Below are 18,059 nucleotides of genomic sequence, written 5' to 3'. Positions count from 1 at the left end.
GCAGTGGCGAGGCCGGGGTTGGGTGGGTGAAAGGATCGGGTGGTGGAATATGACGAACTGATCGCACAAGGACTGACCACGCCCTTCGAGGGCTGGGACTTCGGGGTGTTCCAGGGGCGGATGGTCGAGGACTCCAAGGCCTTGCCCTGGGACTATGAGGAACTGGTGCGGGAACGCCTGCCGTACACGGGATCGCTGCTGGATCTTGGGACGGGTGGGGGCGAGTTGCTGGCCTCGCTCGCTCCGCTGCCCGCGCGGACGGCGGCCACTGAGGGGTATGCGCCCAATGTCCCGGTGGCCAGGAAGCGGCTGGAGCCGCTGGGGGTCGAAGTCGTGGAGGTGGGTGACGATGATCGGCTGCCGCTTCCCGACGGGTCGTTCGAGCTGATCGTCAGCCGGCACGAGTCCTACGATCCCGCCGAGTTGCGGCGGGTGCTCAAGCCTGGGGGGACGTTCATCACCCAGCAGGTCGGCGGGCGGGACCTCGCGGACGTCAACCGGGCGCTGGGGGCGCCGGCGCACGAGTACGCCGAGTGGGATCTCGCCTCAGCCGTCGAGGAGCTGGTGGAGGAGGGGTTCGAGGTCTCCTGGCAGGACGAGGCTCTGGTTTCGTCCACGTTCCATGATGTTGGGGCGCTGGTGTTGTTTCTGCGGATCACGCCGTGGCACGTTCCCGACTTCGACGTCATCCGGTACGGCGACCGCCTCCGCGCGCTCCACGACCAGATGCGCACCGGCCACCCCCTGACCGCCACCGCCCACCGCTTCGCCCTGACCGCCCGCAACCCCACCTGATCCCCCGGGCTCGGGCCCTGGCGCCTCGGGCTTGCCTTCGCGCCCCCGGGTCCCGTCTTCGCGCCCCCGGGTCCCGTCTTCGCGCCCCCGGGTCCCGTCTTCGCGCCCCCGGGTCCCGTCTTCGCGCCCCGGGGTACCGCCTTCGTGGCCCGGGGTACCGCCTTCGTGGCCCCCGGGCTCGCCTTTGTGACCCTCGCCTCGCACCCTTGTGCCCCCGGTTGCCTCGGCATGGACGGGCTTCGGTCAGGGGTGTTGCCGGGCGGCTTCGCCGTCGAGGGCAGGGAAGTGCGCGGAAGGGTTGCGAGCACTGAGGGCGGCGACGGAGCGGCCCAGTGCGCCCCGGCCGAGTTCGTCCTGGCTGAGGAGGCGCCGGGCCGGGTGGCGGTGGTGCTGTTTCTGGCCCGGTCTGGTGGCGGTGCGGGTTCTCACCCACGAGCCGCCTTCCAGACCGGCGCAGGCCGTACCCCAGACCTCCCGACGCCAGATGCGACAACGCCCGAGGAGCGTGGGAGGAGCTAGACGGCCGTGGCTGTCACCACGCTCGATGCCGTCAGCGCGTGCACACCCTCAGCGTCGGTGCGGTCGGCGAGGTTGGCGCGGACCGCGTCCAGCAAAGCGGTACGCCGCTCACTCCCCAGCCCGGCCACCTCAGGCCCCACAGCCGAGAACGAGAACAGGCACGACAGCGCCTCGACCCCACCGGCCACGGTGACCGGCACCGTCCACTGGTCCAGCCGCACCTGCCCGAACCCGGCGAACGCCACCAGGTCCGCGACCTCCTCCCCGGCGAGCGACCACGGTTCCTCGAACAGCGCCGCCGCCTCGTGCCCGAGCACGGCGGCGAGCGCCTCGTGCAGGGCCTGGAAGAGCGGGTTGCGGTCCAGGGGCAGCCAGGTGGCGATCGCGAGCCGCGCCCCCGGCCGCAGCGCGCGGCGCAGTTCGGCGACGGCGGCCCGGCGGTCGGGGACGTACTGGAGCACCTGCTGCATGGTGACCAGGTCGAACGCCTCGTCGGAGACGTGGAGCGGCGCGGCGCCGCATTCGACGTACTGGATGGCGGCGCTGCCCGCCGCGGGCGGCACCTCCTTGGCGAGGGCGAGCATGCCGGCGCTGATGTCGGTGCCGACCACGGCTCCCGCGGGTCCTACTGCGGCGGCCAGGAGGCGGGCGACCGTACCGGGGCCGGTGCCGACGTCGAGGGCCCGCGCGCCGGGCGCGGGGGCCAAGGCGCCGACGAGCGCGTGGCCCCACGGCTCGAAGATCCCGGGCATCAGGATCTCCTTGTAGGGGCGGACGGGGCGGGTGTCGGTCAGTTCGGGCGGGGTGGCGTAGACGGTGGTGGTGGAGCGGGTGCGCTCCAGGGTGTCGGCGAGGAAGTCGACCTCGGCGGTGGTGTTGTACAGGTAGAAGGAGGCGCGCACGGCGGCGGGGATGCCGAAGCGGCTGCAGGCCAGCTGGGCGCAGTGGTGTCCGGAGCGTACGGCGATGCCGGCCTGGTCGAGGGCGGTCCTGACCTGCTGGAGCGGCACGCCGTCCAGGACGAAGGACATGAGCGGCAGCCGGTCGGCGGTGTTCTCGGGGCCGATGAAGCGGATGCCGGGGACCTGGGCGAGCCGGTCGAGCGCGTACTCGATGAGGGCCTGGTCGTGGGCGGCGATGGCGTCCATGCCGAGGGAGTCGAGGTAGTCGCAGGCGGCGCCGAGCCCGACGGCCTGGGCGACCGGCGGCGTGCCCGCCTCGAAGCGCAGCGGCGGCGGCGCGTAGGCCATGGCGTCCAGGGTGACGGTCTCGATCATCTCGCCGCCGCCGAGGAAGGGCGGCAGTTCGGCGAGCAGGTCGTATTTGCCCCACAGGACCCCGATGCCGGTGGGGCCGCACATCTTGTGCCCGGAGAAGGTGACGAAGTCGGCGCCGAGCGCGTTCACGTCGATGCCCAGGTGCGGCACCGACTGGGCGGCGTCGACCACGAGCAGCGCGCCCACCTCGGCGGCGCGGGCGGCGATGGGCGCGATGGGGTTGACGGTGCCGAGGATGTTGGAGGCGTGCACGACGGCGACGAGCTTGGTGCGCTCGGTGACCCGCTCCTCGAGGTCGGACAGGTCGAGGCGGCCGTCGTTCGTGATGCCCAGGTAGCTGATCTTCGCGCCGACCCGCTCGGCGAGCAGCCGCCACGGGATGAGGTTCGAATGGTGTTCCATCTCGGTGACGACGATCTCGTCGCCGGGGCCGATCCGGTGCTCGTCCTCTGCCCACATGAGCGAGTAGGACAGCAGGTTGACGGCTTCCGTGGCGTTCTTGGTGAACACGATCTCCTCGCTGCGCCGCGCGCCGACGAAGGCGGCCACCTTGCCGCGGGCGCCCTCGTACAGCTCGGTGGCCTCGACCGCGAGGCGGTAGACGCCGCGGTGGACGTTGGCGTTGGAACGTGTGTAGTAGGCGTTGAGCTGGTCCAGCACCGCCGATGGCTTCTGCGTGGTCGCCGCGCTGTCCAGGTAGACCGGTGGGCCTGAGCCGTCAGCGGCCGGGTCGAAGAAGGGGAAAGACTTCCGAATCGTTTCGACGTCCAGTAGCCCCATCGTGATCTCCTTCTGCCGAAAGGTGTAGGGGCAGTCTGGGCACGGGAGATCGGGCTAGATCCAACTGCTGTTGTACGGCAGGCGATCCTTTCCACGGTAACCCGGATCCGCCCCCGCGGAACCGGCAGGAAGTGGCCGCCTTTCCTGGCCGCCGGGAGCCGCGGGGCGCCACCGGATCCTCGCCTACGGTGAAATCATGACCAGCGACTTCATGGTCGACGGAGCCAGGATCATGGCCGTACGCCGCTCGCGCGGCATCTCGCGGCGGATCCTGGCGAACCTCGTGGGCTGCAGCGAGGAGTGGCTGCGCCTCATCGAGAACGGCGCCCGGCCGCTGGACCGGCTGTCCACCATCCTGCGCATCGCCGACGTGCTGCGGATCAGCGACCTGTCGGAGCTGGTCGGCGGCGACGTGGCGCTGCCCGCGATGGGCGCGCAGGGTGAGTACGACGAGATCGGCCACGCGCTGCTCTATCCCAGGCGGCTGTCCGGGGAGCCGGGCGAGAGCGTGCACCGGATCGCCCGCCACGTCTCGGCCGCGTGGGACGTCTGGCAGCGTTCGCCGCGCCGCTATTCGGAGGTGCGCAGGCGGCTGCCGGAGCTGCTGGTGATGGCCGAGACGGCGCCGCTGGACGAGGAGCCGGCGGCGGCCGGGCTCACGCAGGTCTACCGGCTCTTCTCCACGTTCCTGCGCGGCTGCGGCCAGCACGCGCTGGCGCTGCTGGCCGCCGACCGGGGCGTGGCCGCGGCCGGGCGCGCCGGTGACCCGCTGCTGTCGGCGGTGGCGCGCGCCGAGCTGGCCGAGGTCCTCATCCACCTGCGCAGGTACGGCGACGCCCGCCAGCTCTGCCTGGCCGCGATCGACGGCGTGGGGCAGGCGGGGCCGTCCGCGATCGCCGTGGCGGGAGGCTGCTATCTGACGGCGGCGCAGGCGGCCGCCGAGGAGAACGACGTCCCGCACACCGAGGAGCTGCTGCACCGCGCGCGGAAGATCGGCGAGTCGCTGGGCGAGGACCGCGACGACCTGCACGCCCCGTTCGGCGCGGCCGAGGTGGAGGCGCAGGCGGTGGCCGTGGCGGTGCGCCTGGGACGCTACCGGCAGGCCATCCGCCTGTCCGGGGAGATCGACCCGGCCCGGCTGCGCGCCAGGGACCGCCAGGCCCGCTACTTTTTGTCGCTGGCCAGAGCCCACTCGATGGAGCGTGACGCAGCGGGCGCCACGGCGATGCTGCGCAGGGTGCTGGACGGCTGCCCGGAGGAACTCGCCTACAACCCGCAGGCCGCCCGCGTCATGGAGCAGCTGCGCCTGGTCGACTGCGCCACGACCCGAGGGGAACTGCGCGAGATCACGCTGTCGACGCGGCTCAGAAGAGCGTCCCCCGCTCGAAGTCGAGCAGGTAGCGCTTGACCGGCAGCCCGCCGCCATACCCCGTCAGGTCGCCGTTGGCGCCGACGAGCCGGTGGCAGGGGACGATGATGCTGACCGGGTTGTGGCCGTTGGCCAGCCCGACCGCGCGGGCCGCGCTGGGCGGGCGGCCGAGCCGTCGCGCCAGCCCGCCGTAGGTGAGGGTCTCGCCGTGCGGGATCTCCATGAGCGCCGCCCAGACCTCTTTCTGGAACGGCGTGCCGACCAGGTTCATCGGCAGGTCGAAGACCTTCAGGTCACCGGCGAAGTACGCCCGGAGCTGGCCGGTCACCTCGCCGAAGGGTTCGGGGTCCGGATGCCCGAAGAACTCCTCCGGCGGCCGGTAGCGCTGCTCGCGCATGTAGAGGCCGGTCAGCAGCCCGTCGAGGGCGACCAGCGTGAGCGGCCCGACGGGGCTCTCGATGATGGTGTGCGTGCGGATCATGGCATCTGCCAGAATTTCACACTTTGCGGCGGCGGTACGCCTTCTGCTGACAGGCCCGCGAGCAGTAGGCGCGGGGCCGTCCGGTCTCGGCCGGATCGATCACCTTCCCGCAGACTGCGCATCGAGTTTCGTCACGCACTTCATCACGGATGAGCGCCTCGATCCCGTCGAGCACCCGCTGCAGCCCGAACTCGAAAGGGTCGAGCGGCTCGTCGAAGCCGCCCTCCTCGTAGATGCGCGTCAGCGTGGGATAGCGGTCGAGGTGCTGGTAGAGCGAGTCGCGCGCACCCCACCACTCGTCGTGGCCGACGCCGGTGCGCCGCTCGATCCTCGTCGTCTCGACCACCTCGCGGGCCGCGCTCTCCACGAAGTGGCCGACCAGCCCCACCACCGCCACCACCTGGGCCGGCCGCAGCCCGGTCGCGGCCACGATCGCCAGCGCCTGCTCGAACCCCGCGATGGAGTTCGGCCCCGGCACGTGCCGGACGCCCGCCGACTCCAGCAGCCACGGATGGCGCCGGTAGAACTCCAGGCCCGAGCGCGCCCACGCCTCGGTGTCCGCCCGCCACCCGCGCGGCGGGCCGAGGTCCGGCTCGGTCCCCAGCGCGGTGTCGCGCATGAGGTCCACGAGCTCGGCCTTGCCGGGAACGTGACGATAGAGCGACATCGTGGTGTAGCCGAGCCGCTCGGCCACCCGCCGCATCGACACCGCCGCCAGCCCCTCGGCGTCGGCCAGCTCGATCCCGGCGCGCACGATGCGCTCCAGGTTGAGCCCGCCGCGGCCCTTGGCACCCCACAGCAGTTCCGTGCTGCGCTCCGGATTGGCCACCTCTTGACTCCTCTCCCTGTATATGCTGTATACCAGATGTGTACACCGCATACCTGGAAGGGATTCCTCATGATCTTCGTCGACCCCTCCGGCGACGACTCCGGCCCCGGCACGATCGAGCGCCCCTTCGCCACCCTGGAACGCGCCCGCGCCGCCGGCGGCGTGATCACCCTCAGGGCCGGCGTCCACCGGCTGACCGAGACGCTCCGGCTGACCGAGGCCGACTCCGGGATCGTCCTTCAGGCCCACGGGTACGGCACCGCCGTACCGGAGAAGGTGGTCCTCAGCGGCGGCACGCCGATCACCGGCTGGCAGGAGGGCGACGGCGGCGTGTGGACGGCGGCGGCGCCCGCCACCCCCGTGCGCCAGCTCTACGTGGGCGGCCGCCGCGCCGAGCGCGCCTCACTCCCACTCGGCGAGACGGCGATCACCACCACCGAGACCGGCTACGTCCTGGAGGAGGCCGTGGACTGGCCGGGCGCGGTCGAGTTCGTCTACCGCGGCGCCTACCCCTGGTCGGAGGCTCGCATCCCGGTGGCGTCGATCTCCGGCACGAACATCACCATGGCCCAGCCCGCCTTCGGCTGGGCGCGCAAGCTCTACCACTCGATCATCTCCTGGGAGGGCTTCGGCGAGCAGTACGCCGTGGACGCGCCGACCTCGGCGGAGAACAGCCCCGCCTTCCTGACCCCTGGCACGTTCGCGGTGAGCGAGGGCGTGATCCACTACCTGCCGCTGCCCGGCGAGAGCCCGGACGACGTGGTGGCGCCAGCCCTGGAGACGCTCGTGCACGCCGAGGGGGTGCGCGGCGCGACCTTGCGCGGCATCACGTTCGCCGAGGCCGCGTGGACCCGGCCGAGCGGGCAGGAAGGCTTCCTCCACTACCACGGCAACGGCTTCTACGTCGGCGGCGACCTCCAGATCGTCACGTTCGACGGCGGCCAGGTCACCGTGCCGGGCGACAGTGCCGCCATCCCCGGCAACGTGGTCGTCGACGGCGCCTCTGACGTGCTCGTGGAGGGCTGCCGGTTCACCAGGCTCGGCGGCGTGGCGCTGGAGTTCCGCGGCGCCGGGGCGCGCAACGTGCTGCGCGACAGCGAGATCGACGAGGTGGCGGGCGGCGGCGTGGTCATCGGCGACGGCGCCCGCGAGCACCGGATCGAGCGCACCTGCCTGCGCCGCGTCGGCCTCGACTACCACGGCTCCCCCGCGATCCTGATCGCCGGGACCGAGTCCGCGGTCGTGGCCCGCAACGACATCGGCGAGGTGCCGCACAACGGCGTCGTCGTCAACGCGAGCCGCGGCACCCAGGTGATCGGCAACCTGATCCACGACACCATGCAGGTGCTGGCCGACGGCGGCGGCCTGTACGTCTCCGGCCCCCAGGGCTCCTCCTACGCCAGCGGCGCCCAGATCCGCGGCAACGTGATCAAGGACACGCTCACGCCGTACAACTACGGCCTCTACACCGACTACGGCGCGGCCTGGGTGACCGTGCAGGGCAACGTGGTGCACCGGGCCGACAACCCGGTGGTGCTGGAGCCGTCGCCGCCGCTGGAGCACGTGGCGTTCATCGGCAACTTCTGGGACGCCGACCCGGGGCAGCCGCCGAAGGGCGTGACGCTCTTCGACAACACCGTGCTCGGCGAGGGCGTGCTGGAGTCGGACCCGGCGGTGGCCGACATCGTGGCGGGCGCCGGGATCTAGGCGGCCAGCGCCTCGTGCCAGCGGGCCGTGTCGGTGTATTGGTGCAGCCAGGAGATCCGGCCGTCGGCCACCCGCCACAGGTGGACGAACTCGGCCTCGTACTCCCGGCCCGTGGCCCGAGCGCGGCCCCGGTAGTGACCGGTGACCACGACCGTCCCGTCGGCGGTCTCCTGCCAGGTCTCGTCGTAGGGCGCGGTGTCGTACTCCGCGAACACCGCGCCCCACACCCGGGTCAGCACCTCCGCCGGCCCGCTGAAGGCGCCGCCCGCCCCGCACGGCATGCCCGGCGCGGTGCGCGCCTCGAAGTCCGGATGCAGCAACGCCAGGATCGCGCCCCCGTCGGCGGTCTGGGCGGCGCTGTAGAACCCCTTGACCACGTGGCTCGCAGTGGACATGCCCGTCCTTCAATTAGATGGTAGATTCTAGAACTCCTCCACTAATACCATCGAAGGGCGAGCGTGGGAAGACCGGCGAAGTTCACCCAGGACCAGATGCTGGACGCCGCGCTGGCCATCCTCGGTGACGGCGGCCCCGCCGCCGTCACCATGGCCGCCGTCTCGGCGCGCACCGGCGCCCCGATCGGATCGCTCTACCACCGCTTCGCCTCCCGCGACCTGCTGCTGGCCAGGCTGTGGCTGCGGTGCGTGGAGAGCTTCCGTGAGGGCTTCATCGCCGCCATGGCGGACGACGACGTCGAGGCGGCCGCCCTGCACACGCCCCGATGGTGCCGCGCCAACCCCGCCGCGGCCGCCGCCCTGCTCCTGCACCGCAGGGAAGACCTGGCCGCCCAGTGGCCGGACCAGCTCGGACCCGAACTGGCCGAGGTCAACACGTCGACGGCGGACGCCCTCGACGCCTACCTCGCGCGCCACCCGGGCGCGGACCGGCAGCACCTGATGTTCGTCCTGGCCGACGTCCCCTACGGCGCCGTACGCCGCCATCTCCTGGCCGGGCGCACCCCTCCCCCGGAGCTGGACGCCCTCATCCTGACCACTTGCCGGGCCGTGCTGGCGACAGGCTAGGCCTGCTCGCGCCAGCGGTTGGTGATGGGCAGGCGGCGGTCGCGGCCGAAGTTCTTCGGGGTGATCTTGGGGCCGGGCGGATACTGGCGGCGCTTGTACTCGGCCAGGTCGACCAGCCTGATGATCCGGGTGACCAGCGCCGGATCGTGGCCGGCGGCGATGAGCTCGGCCGAGCCCATGTCCTTCTCCACGTAGTCGTCCAGCAGCCGGTCCAGCACCTCGTACGGCGGCAGCGAGTCGGTGTCGCGCTGGTCGGGGCGGAGTTCGGCGCTCGGCTCCTTGGTGATGGAGTTCTCCGGGATGGGTGCCGGCACGTCCATCGCGAACAGCGGGCTGTGATGGGCGTTGCGCCAGCGGGCCAGCTCCCACACCATCGTCTTCGGCACGTCCTTGATGGGCGCGAAACCGCCGGCCGAGTCGCCGTAGAGGGTGGAGTAGCCGGTGGCGAGCTCGCTCTTGTTCCCGGTGGTCAGCACCAGGTGGCCGTGCTCGTTGGACAGGCCCATGAGGATCATGCCGCGTACCCTCGCCTGGAGGTTCTCCGCGGCCAGGCCGGACAGCTCGATCTCCTTCTCGAAGCCGCTGACGATGTCGCCGATGGGCACGACGCGCGAGTGGACGCCCTGCCGCCGCACCAGCTCCTCCGCGTCGCCGATGGAATGCTCGGAGCTGTAGCGCGAGGGCATGAGCACGACGTGGACCCGCGAGGGGCCGACGGCGTCGGAGGCGATGGCCGCGGTCAGCGCCGAGTCGATGCCGCCCGACAGGCCCAGGATGACCGACTGGAAGCCGTTCTTGGCCACGTAGTCGCGTACGGCCAGCACCAGCGCGTGGTAGACCTCGGCGGGCGCGTCGAGCGGCGCGGCCAGCGGCGCCGGGACGGGCTCGTAAGGGGCGACCGGCTCCTTCGACAGCACGAACCGGTCGACGGTGATCGTGGAGCCGTCGCCGGCGTCGTAAGCGACCTGCGAAGGCGGCGCGTCGGAGGTGGCCAGATCCAGGTCCACCACGAGCAGGTCCTCCTGGAACTGCCGCGCCCGCGCCACCAGCACGCCCGTCTCGTCGACGACCAGCGAGTCGCCGTCGAAGACCAGCTCGTCCTGTCCGCCGACCTGGTTGACGTAGACGAGCGGGCAGCCGGCCTCGCGCGCGCGCCGCGCGCACAGCTCCAGCCGCACGTCGTCCTTGTCCTTCTCGTACGGCGAGGCGTTCGGCGCGACCAGCAGCCCGGCCCCCGCCTGCGCGACGGCGGCCACGGGCCCCCCGTCCTGCCAGAGGTCCTCGCAGACCGCGACGGCCACGTCGACCCCGTGCAGCCGGAAGATCGGCAGCCGGTCGCCGCGGACGAAGTAGCGGTACTCGTCGAAGACGCCGTAGTTGGGCAGGTGGTGCTTGGCCGTGCGGTAGACGACCTCGCCGCGGTGCAGCAGCGCGGCGGCGTCGAGCGGCGCGCCCTTCGGCCGGCCGGCGCGCGGCGCGAGCCCGGCGCGGTCGACGTAGCCGACGATCACCGGCAGCTCGCCGAGCCCTTCCAGGGCCAGGCGGGTCGCCGACTCCTCCAGCGTGCGGATGCTGGCCTCCACGAAGGAGGTGCGGAGCACGAGGTCCTCGACGGGATATCCGGTGAGGAACATCTCGGTGAAGACCGCGAGGTGGGCGCCGCGCCCGGCCGCCTCGCGGGTCCACGCGAGCAGCTTGTCGGCGTTGGCGGACAGGTCGCCGACCGTCGGGTTCGTCTGGACGAGCGCGATGCGCAGTTGAGCCACGCGACCAGCCTAGTCTGCGGCGCATTCGTACCTGCGGAGGCGTCGCCGTGCCGGGATGTCCCTGGCTCTAGGCTGCCAGGGCGCTTCTGCGGCGGACGGCGGGCCCGAGGGCGATCATCCCGGCGGCCGAGAGCATGCCGACGCCGCCGAGCGTGAACCACAGCGCGCCGGGGCTCACGCCGAGCAGCGCGCTGCCGGCCAGCGGCGCGAGCACGGTCGAGGCCGACCAGGCGAAGCCGTACAGCCCGGAGTAGCGTCCGCGCAGGTGCGCGGGGGCGAGGGCGGCCACGATGGTGCCGACGATGCCCGCGGTCACGATCTCGCCGGCGGTCCAGACGACGATGGTGAGCGCGAGCATGGCCACGTTGGTGACGAACGCCGTGAGGGCGAAGCCGACGGCCATCACGGCCAGCCCGGTGGCCAGCGTGATGGGCGCGTCCAGGCGGCCCAGCCAGTTGGACACCAGGGGCTGCACCACCACGATGAGCACCCCGTTGAGCGCCATGGCCAGCCCGAACTCGCCGGTGCTGAGCCCGACGACCTTGGTCATGGCGACGGGGAGCATGGTGAACGTCTGCGAGTACATGATCGCGTTGCCCAGCACGACGAGCGTGAAGCCCACCATGACCCGGTCACGCAGCACCGTGCCGAACCCGCCGCCGGCCGTCCCCTCGGCCGGGGGCGGCGGCGCGGTCTCCGGCACCGCCCGCCACACCAGCACGGCGAAGGCCACGCTGGTGGCGGCGTTGATCCAGAACAGCCAGACGAACCCGAGCTCGGCCAGCCAGCCGCCAGCCGTCATGCCCACCGCGTAGCCGAGGTTGATCGCCCAGAACAGCAGCCCGTAGGCGCGCGGCCGTTCGGCGGGCGGGACCAGGTCGGCCACGAGCGCGTTGGAGGCGGGCCGGTAGGCGTCGATCACCACGCCGAGCACGAACATGGCGGCCAGGATCGACGGCAACGAGGTGCTGTAGCCGAGCCACATCATGGCGGCGGCGGTGGCCAGCATGCCGCCGGCCAGCGTGGCGCGGCGGCCGATCCGGTCGGTCAGCACCCCGGCCAGCAGCTGGGAGATCAGCGACCCGGCGCCGAAGAGTGCCATCACGAGTCCGGCCGCGGCGACCGACAGCCCGCGCGCCTGGGTCAGGTAGACGCCGGTGAACGGCAGCACCATGGTGCCGAGGCGGTTGACGAGCGTGCCGCTCCACAGCGCCCAGAAGGGCCTGGGCAGCCCGCCGACCTTCGACCGCAGGAAGGATGGCTTCTCGGCCAGTGCGTTAGTCACCCCCAGAGCATGAGATATCCGCTTTTGGGGCTCCAACGATTTAGGGCACACTAAAACCTATGGGAGTCACCTGGGTGCTCAAGAGCGAAGACGTGGCCAGGATCCGGTTCGGCTTCTCCCCGCTGTGGGAGCTCGTCGCCAGCCTGCGCACGCTCCAGGACCCCGCCCGCCAGCTCGTCCACCTGCCGTGGATCAAGGCGGTCCGCCCCCGCCTGGCCCAGCTCGACATGGACGAGCTCTTCGCGCTCGTCCCCGCCGAGGGCTACATCGCCGACTTCCTCACGCCGCCGCCCGACACCCCTTTGCCCGACTTCGCGCAGGAGCTCGACCGGGTACGGCGCACGCCGCCCGAGACCGCGGCCCAGGAGGCGGACAGGGTCGCGAACGTCGACCGGGCCGTCACCGAACGCTTCCGCGCCGACCCCGAAGCGGGCCTGCGCCGGGCCGCCGACGCGCTCCAGGCCTACTGGGACGCCTGCTTCGCCGAGTACTGGCCGCGCGTCTACGGCCTGCTCGAACGCGACGTCCTGCGCCGCTCGCGGCAACTGGCCACCGGCGGCGCCCGCGAGCTGTTCGCCTCCCTCGACTCCGCCGTCGTCTGGACCGGCGAGCGCCTGCTCGTCGACCGCCCCTGGTGCGAAGACAGCGGCCTGCACGGCGACGGCCTGGTCCTGGTGCCGAGCGCCTTCTACTGGCCGTCGGTCGCCGTGATGACCGCGCCGTACCAGTCGGCGCTCATCTATCCCGTGCTGGGCGTCGGCACGCTGTGGGAGGACGGGCCGCCGCCCGCGCCCGGCGCGCTGGCCGCCCTCATCGGCAGGAGCCGGGCGCAGATCCTGCTCGCGCTGGCCGAGCCGGCGACGACCTCGGCGCTGGCCCGCCGCATGGCGCTCACCGCCGGCGCGGTCAGCCAGCACCTCGGCGTGCTCAGCGACGGCGGGCTCGCGGTCGGCATGCGCGTCGGCAAGCAGGTCGTCTACCGGCGCACCTCAACAGGAGACGCGCTGGCTGTCGGCAGCGGCGGGAGCCGGCGTGGGAGCGGGTGAAGGGCGGGCGGGGCCGTACAGGAAGACGCCGGTGCGCTGCACCTCGCCGGGAGCCAGGTCCAGGTCGTCGACGGTCCTGCGGTGCGCGCGCACGTCGGTGACCCGGAACGCGAACGGCCCGTCGCCAGCGCCGTCGCGCGCCACCCAGTAGCCGTCAGCGCGCCGCCGCAGGTCGCGCCAGCGGCCGTCCACGCGGACCTCGACGCTGCGCAGCGGCCCGCCGTGATCGAGCACCTGTACGGCCAGCCACTCCTCGTCCGAGCCCGGCTTCACCACGAAGCCCAGCGACCGCTCCGCCTGCGGATCGGCCCGCGGCACCGCGCAGGCGGGCCCGTTGAACAGGTTGACCGTCCACAACACCACGCCCGCCGCGCCCAGCGCCGAGATCGCGCTGAGCCCCCGCCGACCCCGCCGCCTCCGCCGTCTGTGCCGCGCCACATGAGTACATAGTGAAATCGCGCGGTCACGTTACGTATATCGCGCCGACTCCAGCAGCCAGTCCAGGTGGGCACGCGGCGCGGCCAGGTAGGCGCAGGCCACCTTGCTGGCGTCGCGGGCCTCCTTGGGCTCCAGCTCGTCGAGCGGCAGCATGCGGGCCGCCGCGCGCATGTCGGCGCAGCGCTCCTCGACGCGGTCGAGCACCCACCCGGTCGCCGCCCGCTCGTCCAGGTCGAGCTCGTGCATGGCGATGACGACCAGGTTGTGGGCGTCGCCCTGCTCCTTCGGGCGCGAGGCGACGTCGTTGCACCAGGCGATCGTGTCGCTGCACGCCTCCACCAGCTCGCGCCAGGCGTCGCAGGCGTGCACCCAGTCCGGCACCTCCACGCGCAGGCACGGCTCGACCAGGTCGTAAAGGTAGGGGCCGACGGTGCCCCTGCGCAGCGCCGGGTATTCCTCGATCGTGGGGATCCGGCCCGTCGCCCGGTTCCTGGCCTCGGTACGGCAGGCGTCGTGCTGGCGCTGCAACCCCATCGCGAACCTGGCACGCCACCGGTCGCTCATCCTGGCACTGGTCACCCGCCACAGGTCGGCGAACGCCGACTCCAGCGGATGCTGCGCCGTACCCTGGAGCAGGCCCTGGAAGATCTCCAGCGGGCACGGCCCCTCGTCGAGCTCGTCGTCGAAGTGGTAGAGCCACGTCAGCCACTGCGCGAACAACGCCGCGGCGGCCGCGTCGAACTCCGCGAACGCCCGCCCGGCCATCCGGTGGAAGCCCACGCCCGGATCGGCGCGCAGCCCCGTCCTGCGGGCCCAGTCGAGCACGGCGGCCTCGATCGCGTACACCGACGGATGCATACGGCAGGGCGCGGCCATCGCCGGCACCCGCTCGACCAGCGGCAGCAGCGCCTCGGCCGGACTGCCGCCGCGGCGGGGCGCGGGAAGCACCGGCTTCCTCGCGAGCACGGAACGCAGCACGTCCCTCATGGAGGCGATCACCATCACAGGGGCCCGAAGAACCAGTTGCCGCGGGCGTGCGGGTCCTCGCCGGTGTAATACTCCTTGGCCGCGTCGACCAGGTCCGTCACCGACAGCACCCCCTGCCCGGTGCGGTCGAGGCGGTCGAAGGCCTCGTCCACGTCGTCGTAGGCGGTGCCGAAGGCGCTCAGCATCGTGCGGAACTCGCCCGGCCTGACGAACCCGTCGCCGTCGGCGTCGCAGAGTTCCGCCACCGCCTGGATCGCGGGACGGAAGACCGGCTCGTAGCGCTCCCCGTCGATGAACGCCGCCGCCATCGCCTTGTGGAAGTCCTCCCGGGTCATGCGCGCGTCCGCGTCGCGGTCCAGCACCCCGGACAGGGCGGCCCAGATCCCGTCGAAGCTGTCGACGAGCTTGGTGCCCGTCGCCGAGGTCGGCGACTCGCCGAAGCCCACCAGGATGCGCGCGCCCAGACCCAGAAGGTCCGCACGCTCGATCTCGCCGCCGCCACTCACGTCGATGTGGTCGAAGGCGCGGTCGAGTTTGTGATTGCGCAGGTCGATAGCCACGAAATGCCTCCCCCGAGACTGATCTGCGTGCTCACATTAGGTGGACGCGGGTGGTTTGTCAGTGAGCCACGCACCGGAGGGGCACGTAACGTGTGCGAAACACGGACACGGCATCCTGTAAGCGACCACCAATGTCTTCACGAGGGGCTGCCTTGGACCGCCAGCAGGAGTTCGTGCTCCGCACGCTCGAGGAACGCGACATCCGGTTCATCCGGCTGTGGTTCACCGACGTCCTCGGCTTCCTCAAGTCGGTCGCCATCGCCCCAGCCGAACTCGAGGGCGCCTTCGCCGAGGGCATCGGCTTCGACGGCTCGGCGATCGAGGGCTTCGCCCGTGTCTACGAGTCGGACATGCTGGCCAAGCCGGACCCGTCGACGTTCCAGATCCTGCCGTGGCGCAGCGAGAACCCGGGCGCCGGCCGGATCTTCTGCGACATCCTGATGCCGGACGGCTCGCCGTCGCACGCCGACCCGCGCTGGGTGCTGAAGCGCGCGCTCGCCAAGTGCGCCGACATGGGCTTCACCTTCTACACCCATCCCGAGATCGAGTTCTTCCTGCTGAAGAACCGCCCGGTGACCGGGGAGAGACCGGAGCCGATCGACGCGGGCGGCTACTTCGACCACACCCCGCACAGCTCGGGCCACGACTTCCGGCGCCAGGCGATCATGATGCTGGAGTCGATGGGCATCTCGGTGGAGTTCAGCCACCACGAGGGCGCGCCCGGCCAGCAGGAGATCGACCTGCGCTACGCCGACGCCCTCACCACCGCCGACAACATCATGACCTTCCGCCTGGTCATGAAGGAGGTGGCGCTGGAGCAGGGCATCTGGGCGTCGTTCATGCCCAAGCCGTTCACCGAGCACCCGGGCTCCGGCATGCACACCCACATGTCGCTGTTCGAGGGCGACCGCAACGCCTTCTACGAGGCGGGCTCCGAATACCAGCTCTCCAAGACCGGCCGCTCCTTCATCGCGGGCCTGCTGCGGCACGCCGCCGAGATCACCGCGATCACCAACCAGTGGGTCAACTCCTACAAGCGCCTCTGGGGCGGCGCCGAGGCCATCGCCGGGATGGGCGGCGAGGCCCCCTCCTACATCTGCTGGGGCCACAACAACCGCTCGGCGCTGGTCCGCGTTCCCATGTACAAGCCGCACAAGGGCGGCTCGACCCGCATCGAGTTCCGCTCGCTGGACTCCGCCTGCAACCCCTACCTCGCCTTCGCCGTCATCCTCGCCGCCGGCCTGAAGGGCATCGAGGAGGGGTACGAGCTCCCGGCGGCCGCCGAGGACAACGTCTGGACCCTGACCAGCGCCGAACGCCGTGCCCTGGGCATCCGGCCCCTGCCTCAGTCGCTGGACGAGGCCATCGGGGTCATGGAGCAGAGCGAACTGGCCGCGGAGACGCTGGGCGAGCACGTCTTCGACTTCTTCCTGCGCAACAAGCGCGCGGAGTGGCGCGACTACCGCCGCCAGGTCACCGAGTTCGAGCTGGGCCGCTACCTGCCGGTTCTGTAGGGGCTTCCCGAGGGGCCGAGGGATGCATCCCCTCGGCCCCTTTTTGTGAGCTTCCTTACGAAACGGGACCGTTGCGTATCGGAATCTCTTGCGATACGGTGACGTTGCGAAACTTTCCCGTATCGAAATTAAGGACCATTCCCCCATGGAAACCACCAACGGACACCCCCGCAGATGGGCGATTCTTGGCGTGCTCGTCTTCAGCCTGCTGGCGGTCGTGCTCGACAACACCATCCTCAACGTGGCGATGAAGACGATCGCCGATCCGGTCCAAGGATTGGGCGCCACCCAGAGCGAGCTCGAGTGGGCGATCAACTCCTACACCCTCGTGTTCGCCGGCCTCTTGTTCACCTTCGGCGTCATCGGTGACCGTACCGGGCGCAAGAGGATGCTGTTCATCGGCATGCTGCTGTTCGGGCTGGCCTCACTGGCCTCCGCCTATAGTCAGGATCCGACGCAGCTGATCCTGGCCAGGGCCGCGATGGGCATCGGCGGCGCGGCGATCATGCCGGCCACGCTGGCCATCATCTCCAACGTCTTCCCGCCCCACGAGCGCGGCAAGGCCATCGGCGTCTGGGCCGGCGGCGTCGGCCTGGCGGTGGCGATCGGCCCCATCACCGGCGGCCTGCTGATCGAGCACTTCTGGTGGGGCTCGGTCTTCCTGATCAACGTGCCCATCGTGATCATCAGCATGATCCTCATCGGCACGATCGTGCCCGAGTCGCGTGACCCGAAGCCCTCCAAGCTCGACCCGGTGGGCGTGATCCTGTCGATCATCGGTCTGGTCGCGGTCGTCTACGGCATCATCCGCGGCGGCGAGCTGGGCTCGGTCCTCAACGCCGAGGTCCTGCTGCCGACGCTGTTCGGCCTGATCGTGCTGGGCGCCTTCGTCTGGTGGGAGCGGCGCGTCGAGCACCCCGCCTTCGACGTCCGCAACTTCTCCAACGTCCGCTTCAGCTCGGCCATCGGCATGATGGGCATCGTCTTCTTCGCGATGATGGGCGGGATGTTCTTCCTGACCTTCTACCTGCAGATCGTGCTGGGCTTCAGCGCGCTGCAGGCGGGGGCCATGATGATCCCGTTCGCCGCCGCGCAGCTCATCTTCGCGCCGCTCAGCCAGCGGATCAACGAGCGCTTCGGCGCCAAGCTCTCCTCGACCGTGGCCATGCTGATCATCGCCCTGATCCTGGCCAGCTACGCGCTGTTCGATCAAAATACCCCGATCGTGCTCATCGAGATCGTCTTCTTCATCCAGGGCGCCGCGATGGCCAACATCATGCCGCCCGCGACGACCGCGATCATGGAGGCGCTGCCCCGCGAGAAGGCGGGCGTCGGCTCCGCGATGAGCAACACCGTCCGCCAGGTGGCCGGCGCGCTGGGCGTGGCCGTGCTGGGCGCGGTCCTGTCCTCGGCGTACCGCAGCGAGATCGCCCCCGCCCTGACCGCCCTTCCCGAGGCGGCACGGCACGCGGCCGGCGAGTCCATCACCAACACGGTCGCCGCCGCCCAGGGCGATCCGGCGATCCTCGGCCCCGCCTTCAACGCCTTCATCGACGGCATGCACGTGACCGCTCTGGTCTCGGCGGTCATCGCCCTGGTGGGCGTCGGGGTGGTCGCCAAGTGGATGCCGGGCAAGGCCGCGGCGGTCCTGCCCGTGGAAGACAAGGAACCAGCGGTAGTGTGA

General features: G+C 71.3%; 16 protein-coding genes. 7 read left to right on the top strand and 9 right to left on the bottom strand.

The genetic code is table 11. From position 1 onward, the window contains the following. The first annotated feature begins 42 nt into the window (after positions 1-42). Positions 43-795 (top strand): class I SAM-dependent methyltransferase, encoded by a 753-nt coding sequence (locus tag HNR40_RS39330; protein ID WP_312896676.1) that lies wholly within the window; start codon positions 43-45, stop codon positions 793-795. 515 nt (positions 796-1,310) lie between these two features. Here the strand turns inward: HNR40_RS39330 and HNR40_RS39325 are convergent. Next, a complete protein-coding gene (locus tag HNR40_RS39325; RefSeq protein WP_184970726.1) occupies positions 1,311-3,371 on the bottom strand; it encodes a SufS family cysteine desulfurase in 2,061 nt (686 codons plus the stop codon). A gap of 196 nt (positions 3,372-3,567) precedes the next feature. On the opposite strand from HNR40_RS39325, the gene HNR40_RS39320 reads away from it, so the two are divergent. Next, the gene (locus HNR40_RS39320; protein ID WP_184970724.1) at positions 3,568-4,779 is read left to right on the top strand and encodes a helix-turn-helix domain-containing protein; all 1,212 of its coding nucleotides are present in this window, start codon (positions 3,568-3,570) and stop codon (positions 4,777-4,779) included. Here the strand turns inward: HNR40_RS39320 and HNR40_RS39315 are convergent. Both HNR40_RS39315 and HNR40_RS39310 read right to left on the bottom strand, forming a co-directional pair. Next, positions 4,736-5,221 (bottom strand): methylated-DNA--[protein]-cysteine S-methyltransferase, encoded by a 486-nt coding sequence (locus HNR40_RS39315; protein ID WP_184970722.1) that lies wholly within the window; start codon positions 5,219-5,221, stop codon positions 4,736-4,738. The two genes, HNR40_RS39320 and HNR40_RS39315, sit on opposite strands and share 44 nt — an antisense overlap. Before the next feature lie 16 nt (positions 5,222-5,237). Continuing rightward, positions 5,238-6,050 carry a TetR/AcrR family transcriptional regulator gene (locus HNR40_RS39310; RefSeq protein ID WP_312896675.1) on the bottom strand — a complete coding sequence of 271 codons (813 nt, stop codon included), beginning with the start codon at positions 6,048-6,050 and terminating at the stop codon, positions 5,238-5,240. 69 nt (positions 6,051-6,119) lie between these two features. Between HNR40_RS39310 and HNR40_RS39305 the strand changes: the two genes are divergently transcribed. Further along, on the top strand, positions 6,120-7,757 hold the full coding sequence (locus HNR40_RS39305; RefSeq protein WP_184970718.1) for a right-handed parallel beta-helix repeat-containing protein: 1,638 nt from the start codon (positions 6,120-6,122) through the stop codon (positions 7,755-7,757). Here the strand turns inward: HNR40_RS39305 and HNR40_RS39300 are convergent. Next, the gene (locus HNR40_RS39300; protein WP_184970717.1) at positions 7,754-8,152 is read right to left on the bottom strand and encodes a nuclear transport factor 2 family protein; all 399 of its coding nucleotides are present in this window, start codon (positions 8,150-8,152) and stop codon (positions 7,754-7,756) included. The two genes, HNR40_RS39305 and HNR40_RS39300, sit on opposite strands and share 4 nt — an antisense overlap. Positions 8,153-8,215: 63 nt before the next feature. On the opposite strand from HNR40_RS39300, the gene HNR40_RS39295 reads away from it, so the two are divergent. Continuing rightward, entirely contained in the window at positions 8,216-8,779 is a 564-nt protein-coding gene (locus tag HNR40_RS39295; protein ID WP_184970715.1) for a TetR/AcrR family transcriptional regulator, read from the top strand. Here HNR40_RS39295 and HNR40_RS39290 read toward each other — a convergent pair. Next, positions 8,776-10,545, bottom strand: a complete 1,770-nt coding sequence (locus HNR40_RS39290) for an NAD+ synthase (protein WP_184970714.1) — start codon at positions 10,543-10,545, stop codon at positions 8,776-8,778. The two genes, HNR40_RS39295 and HNR40_RS39290, sit on opposite strands and share 4 nt — an antisense overlap. 67 nt (positions 10,546-10,612) lie before the next feature. Next, positions 10,613-11,830, bottom strand: coding sequence for an MDR family MFS transporter (locus HNR40_RS39285; protein ID WP_312896674.1), 1,218 nt, complete (start codon positions 11,828-11,830; stop codon positions 10,613-10,615). A gap of 59 nt (positions 11,831-11,889) precedes the next feature. Between HNR40_RS39285 and HNR40_RS39280 the strand changes: the two genes are divergently transcribed. Continuing rightward, positions 11,890-12,876, top strand: coding sequence for a DUF5937 family protein (locus tag HNR40_RS39280; RefSeq protein WP_184970712.1), 987 nt, complete (start codon positions 11,890-11,892; stop codon positions 12,874-12,876). On the opposite strand, the gene HNR40_RS39275 is transcribed toward HNR40_RS39280, so the two are convergent. Genes HNR40_RS39275 through HNR40_RS39265 form a run of 3 tightly spaced genes read right to left on the bottom strand, consistent with a single transcriptional unit; the run spans position 12,820 to position 14,861 of the window. Then, positions 12,820-13,314, bottom strand: a complete 495-nt coding sequence (locus tag HNR40_RS39275) for an expansin C-terminal domain-related protein (RefSeq protein ID WP_184970710.1) — start codon at positions 13,312-13,314, stop codon at positions 12,820-12,822. The two genes, HNR40_RS39280 and HNR40_RS39275, sit on opposite strands and share 57 nt — an antisense overlap. A 30-nt stretch (positions 13,315-13,344) precedes the next feature. Then, on the bottom strand, positions 13,345-14,301 hold the full coding sequence (locus HNR40_RS39270) for a terpene synthase family protein (RefSeq protein WP_184970708.1): 957 nt from the start codon (positions 14,299-14,301) through the stop codon (positions 13,345-13,347). Positions 14,302-14,315: 14 nt separating this feature from the next. Next, on the bottom strand, positions 14,316-14,861 hold the full coding sequence (locus tag HNR40_RS39265) for an EF-hand domain-containing protein (protein WP_184970706.1): 546 nt from the start codon (positions 14,859-14,861) through the stop codon (positions 14,316-14,318). 152 nt (positions 14,862-15,013) lie between these two features. Here HNR40_RS39265 and glnA2 point away from each other — a divergent pair, with 152 nt between their 5' ends. Both glnA2 and HNR40_RS39255 read left to right on the top strand, forming a co-directional pair. Further along, positions 15,014-16,375: a gamma-glutamylpolyamine synthetase GlnA2 gene (gene glnA2 / locus HNR40_RS39260; RefSeq protein WP_184970704.1), complete on the top strand. Its 1,362-nt coding sequence runs from the start codon at positions 15,014-15,016 to the stop codon at positions 16,373-16,375. Between the two features lie 145 nt (positions 16,376-16,520). After that, complete coding sequence (locus HNR40_RS39255) at positions 16,521-18,059, top strand: MFS transporter (RefSeq protein ID WP_184970702.1); 1,539 nt, start codon at positions 16,521-16,523, stop codon at positions 18,057-18,059.

This window comes from Nonomuraea endophytica, from assembly GCF_014203235.1.
Classification (GTDB): Bacteria; Actinomycetota; Actinomycetes; order Streptosporangiales; family Streptosporangiaceae; genus Nonomuraea; species Nonomuraea endophytica.
The sequence above is the reverse complement of the archived record's forward strand: the minus strand, read 5'-3'. Positions and strand labels throughout refer to the sequence as shown.

What these genes read in the sequence shown, in the direction of transcription:
- HNR40_RS39325 (WP_184970726.1), bottom strand. Translation starts at nt 3,371, where the DNA reads ATGGGGCTACTGGACGTCGAAACGATTCGGAAGTCTTTCCCCTTCTTC.
- HNR40_RS39320 (WP_184970724.1), top strand. Translation starts at nt 3,568, where the DNA reads ATGACCAGCGACTTCATGGTCGACGGAGCCAGGATCATGGCCGTACGC.
- HNR40_RS39315 (WP_184970722.1), bottom strand. Translation starts at nt 5,221, where the DNA reads ATGATCCGCACGCACACCATCATCGAGAGCCCCGTCGGGCCGCTCACG.
- HNR40_RS39305 (WP_184970718.1), top strand. Translation starts at nt 6,120, where the DNA reads ATGATCTTCGTCGACCCCTCCGGCGACGACTCCGGCCCCGGCACGATC.
- HNR40_RS39300 (WP_184970717.1), bottom strand. Translation starts at nt 8,152, where the DNA reads ATGTCCACTGCGAGCCACGTGGTCAAGGGGTTCTACAGCGCCGCCCAG.
- HNR40_RS39280 (WP_184970712.1), top strand. Translation starts at nt 11,890, where the DNA reads ATGGGAGTCACCTGGGTGCTCAAGAGCGAAGACGTGGCCAGGATCCGG.
- HNR40_RS39270 (WP_184970708.1), bottom strand. Translation starts at nt 14,301, where the DNA reads ATGAGGGACGTGCTGCGTTCCGTGCTCGCGAGGAAGCCGGTGCTTCCC.
- HNR40_RS39255 (WP_184970702.1), top strand. Translation starts at nt 16,521, where the DNA reads ATGGAAACCACCAACGGACACCCCCGCAGATGGGCGATTCTTGGCGTG.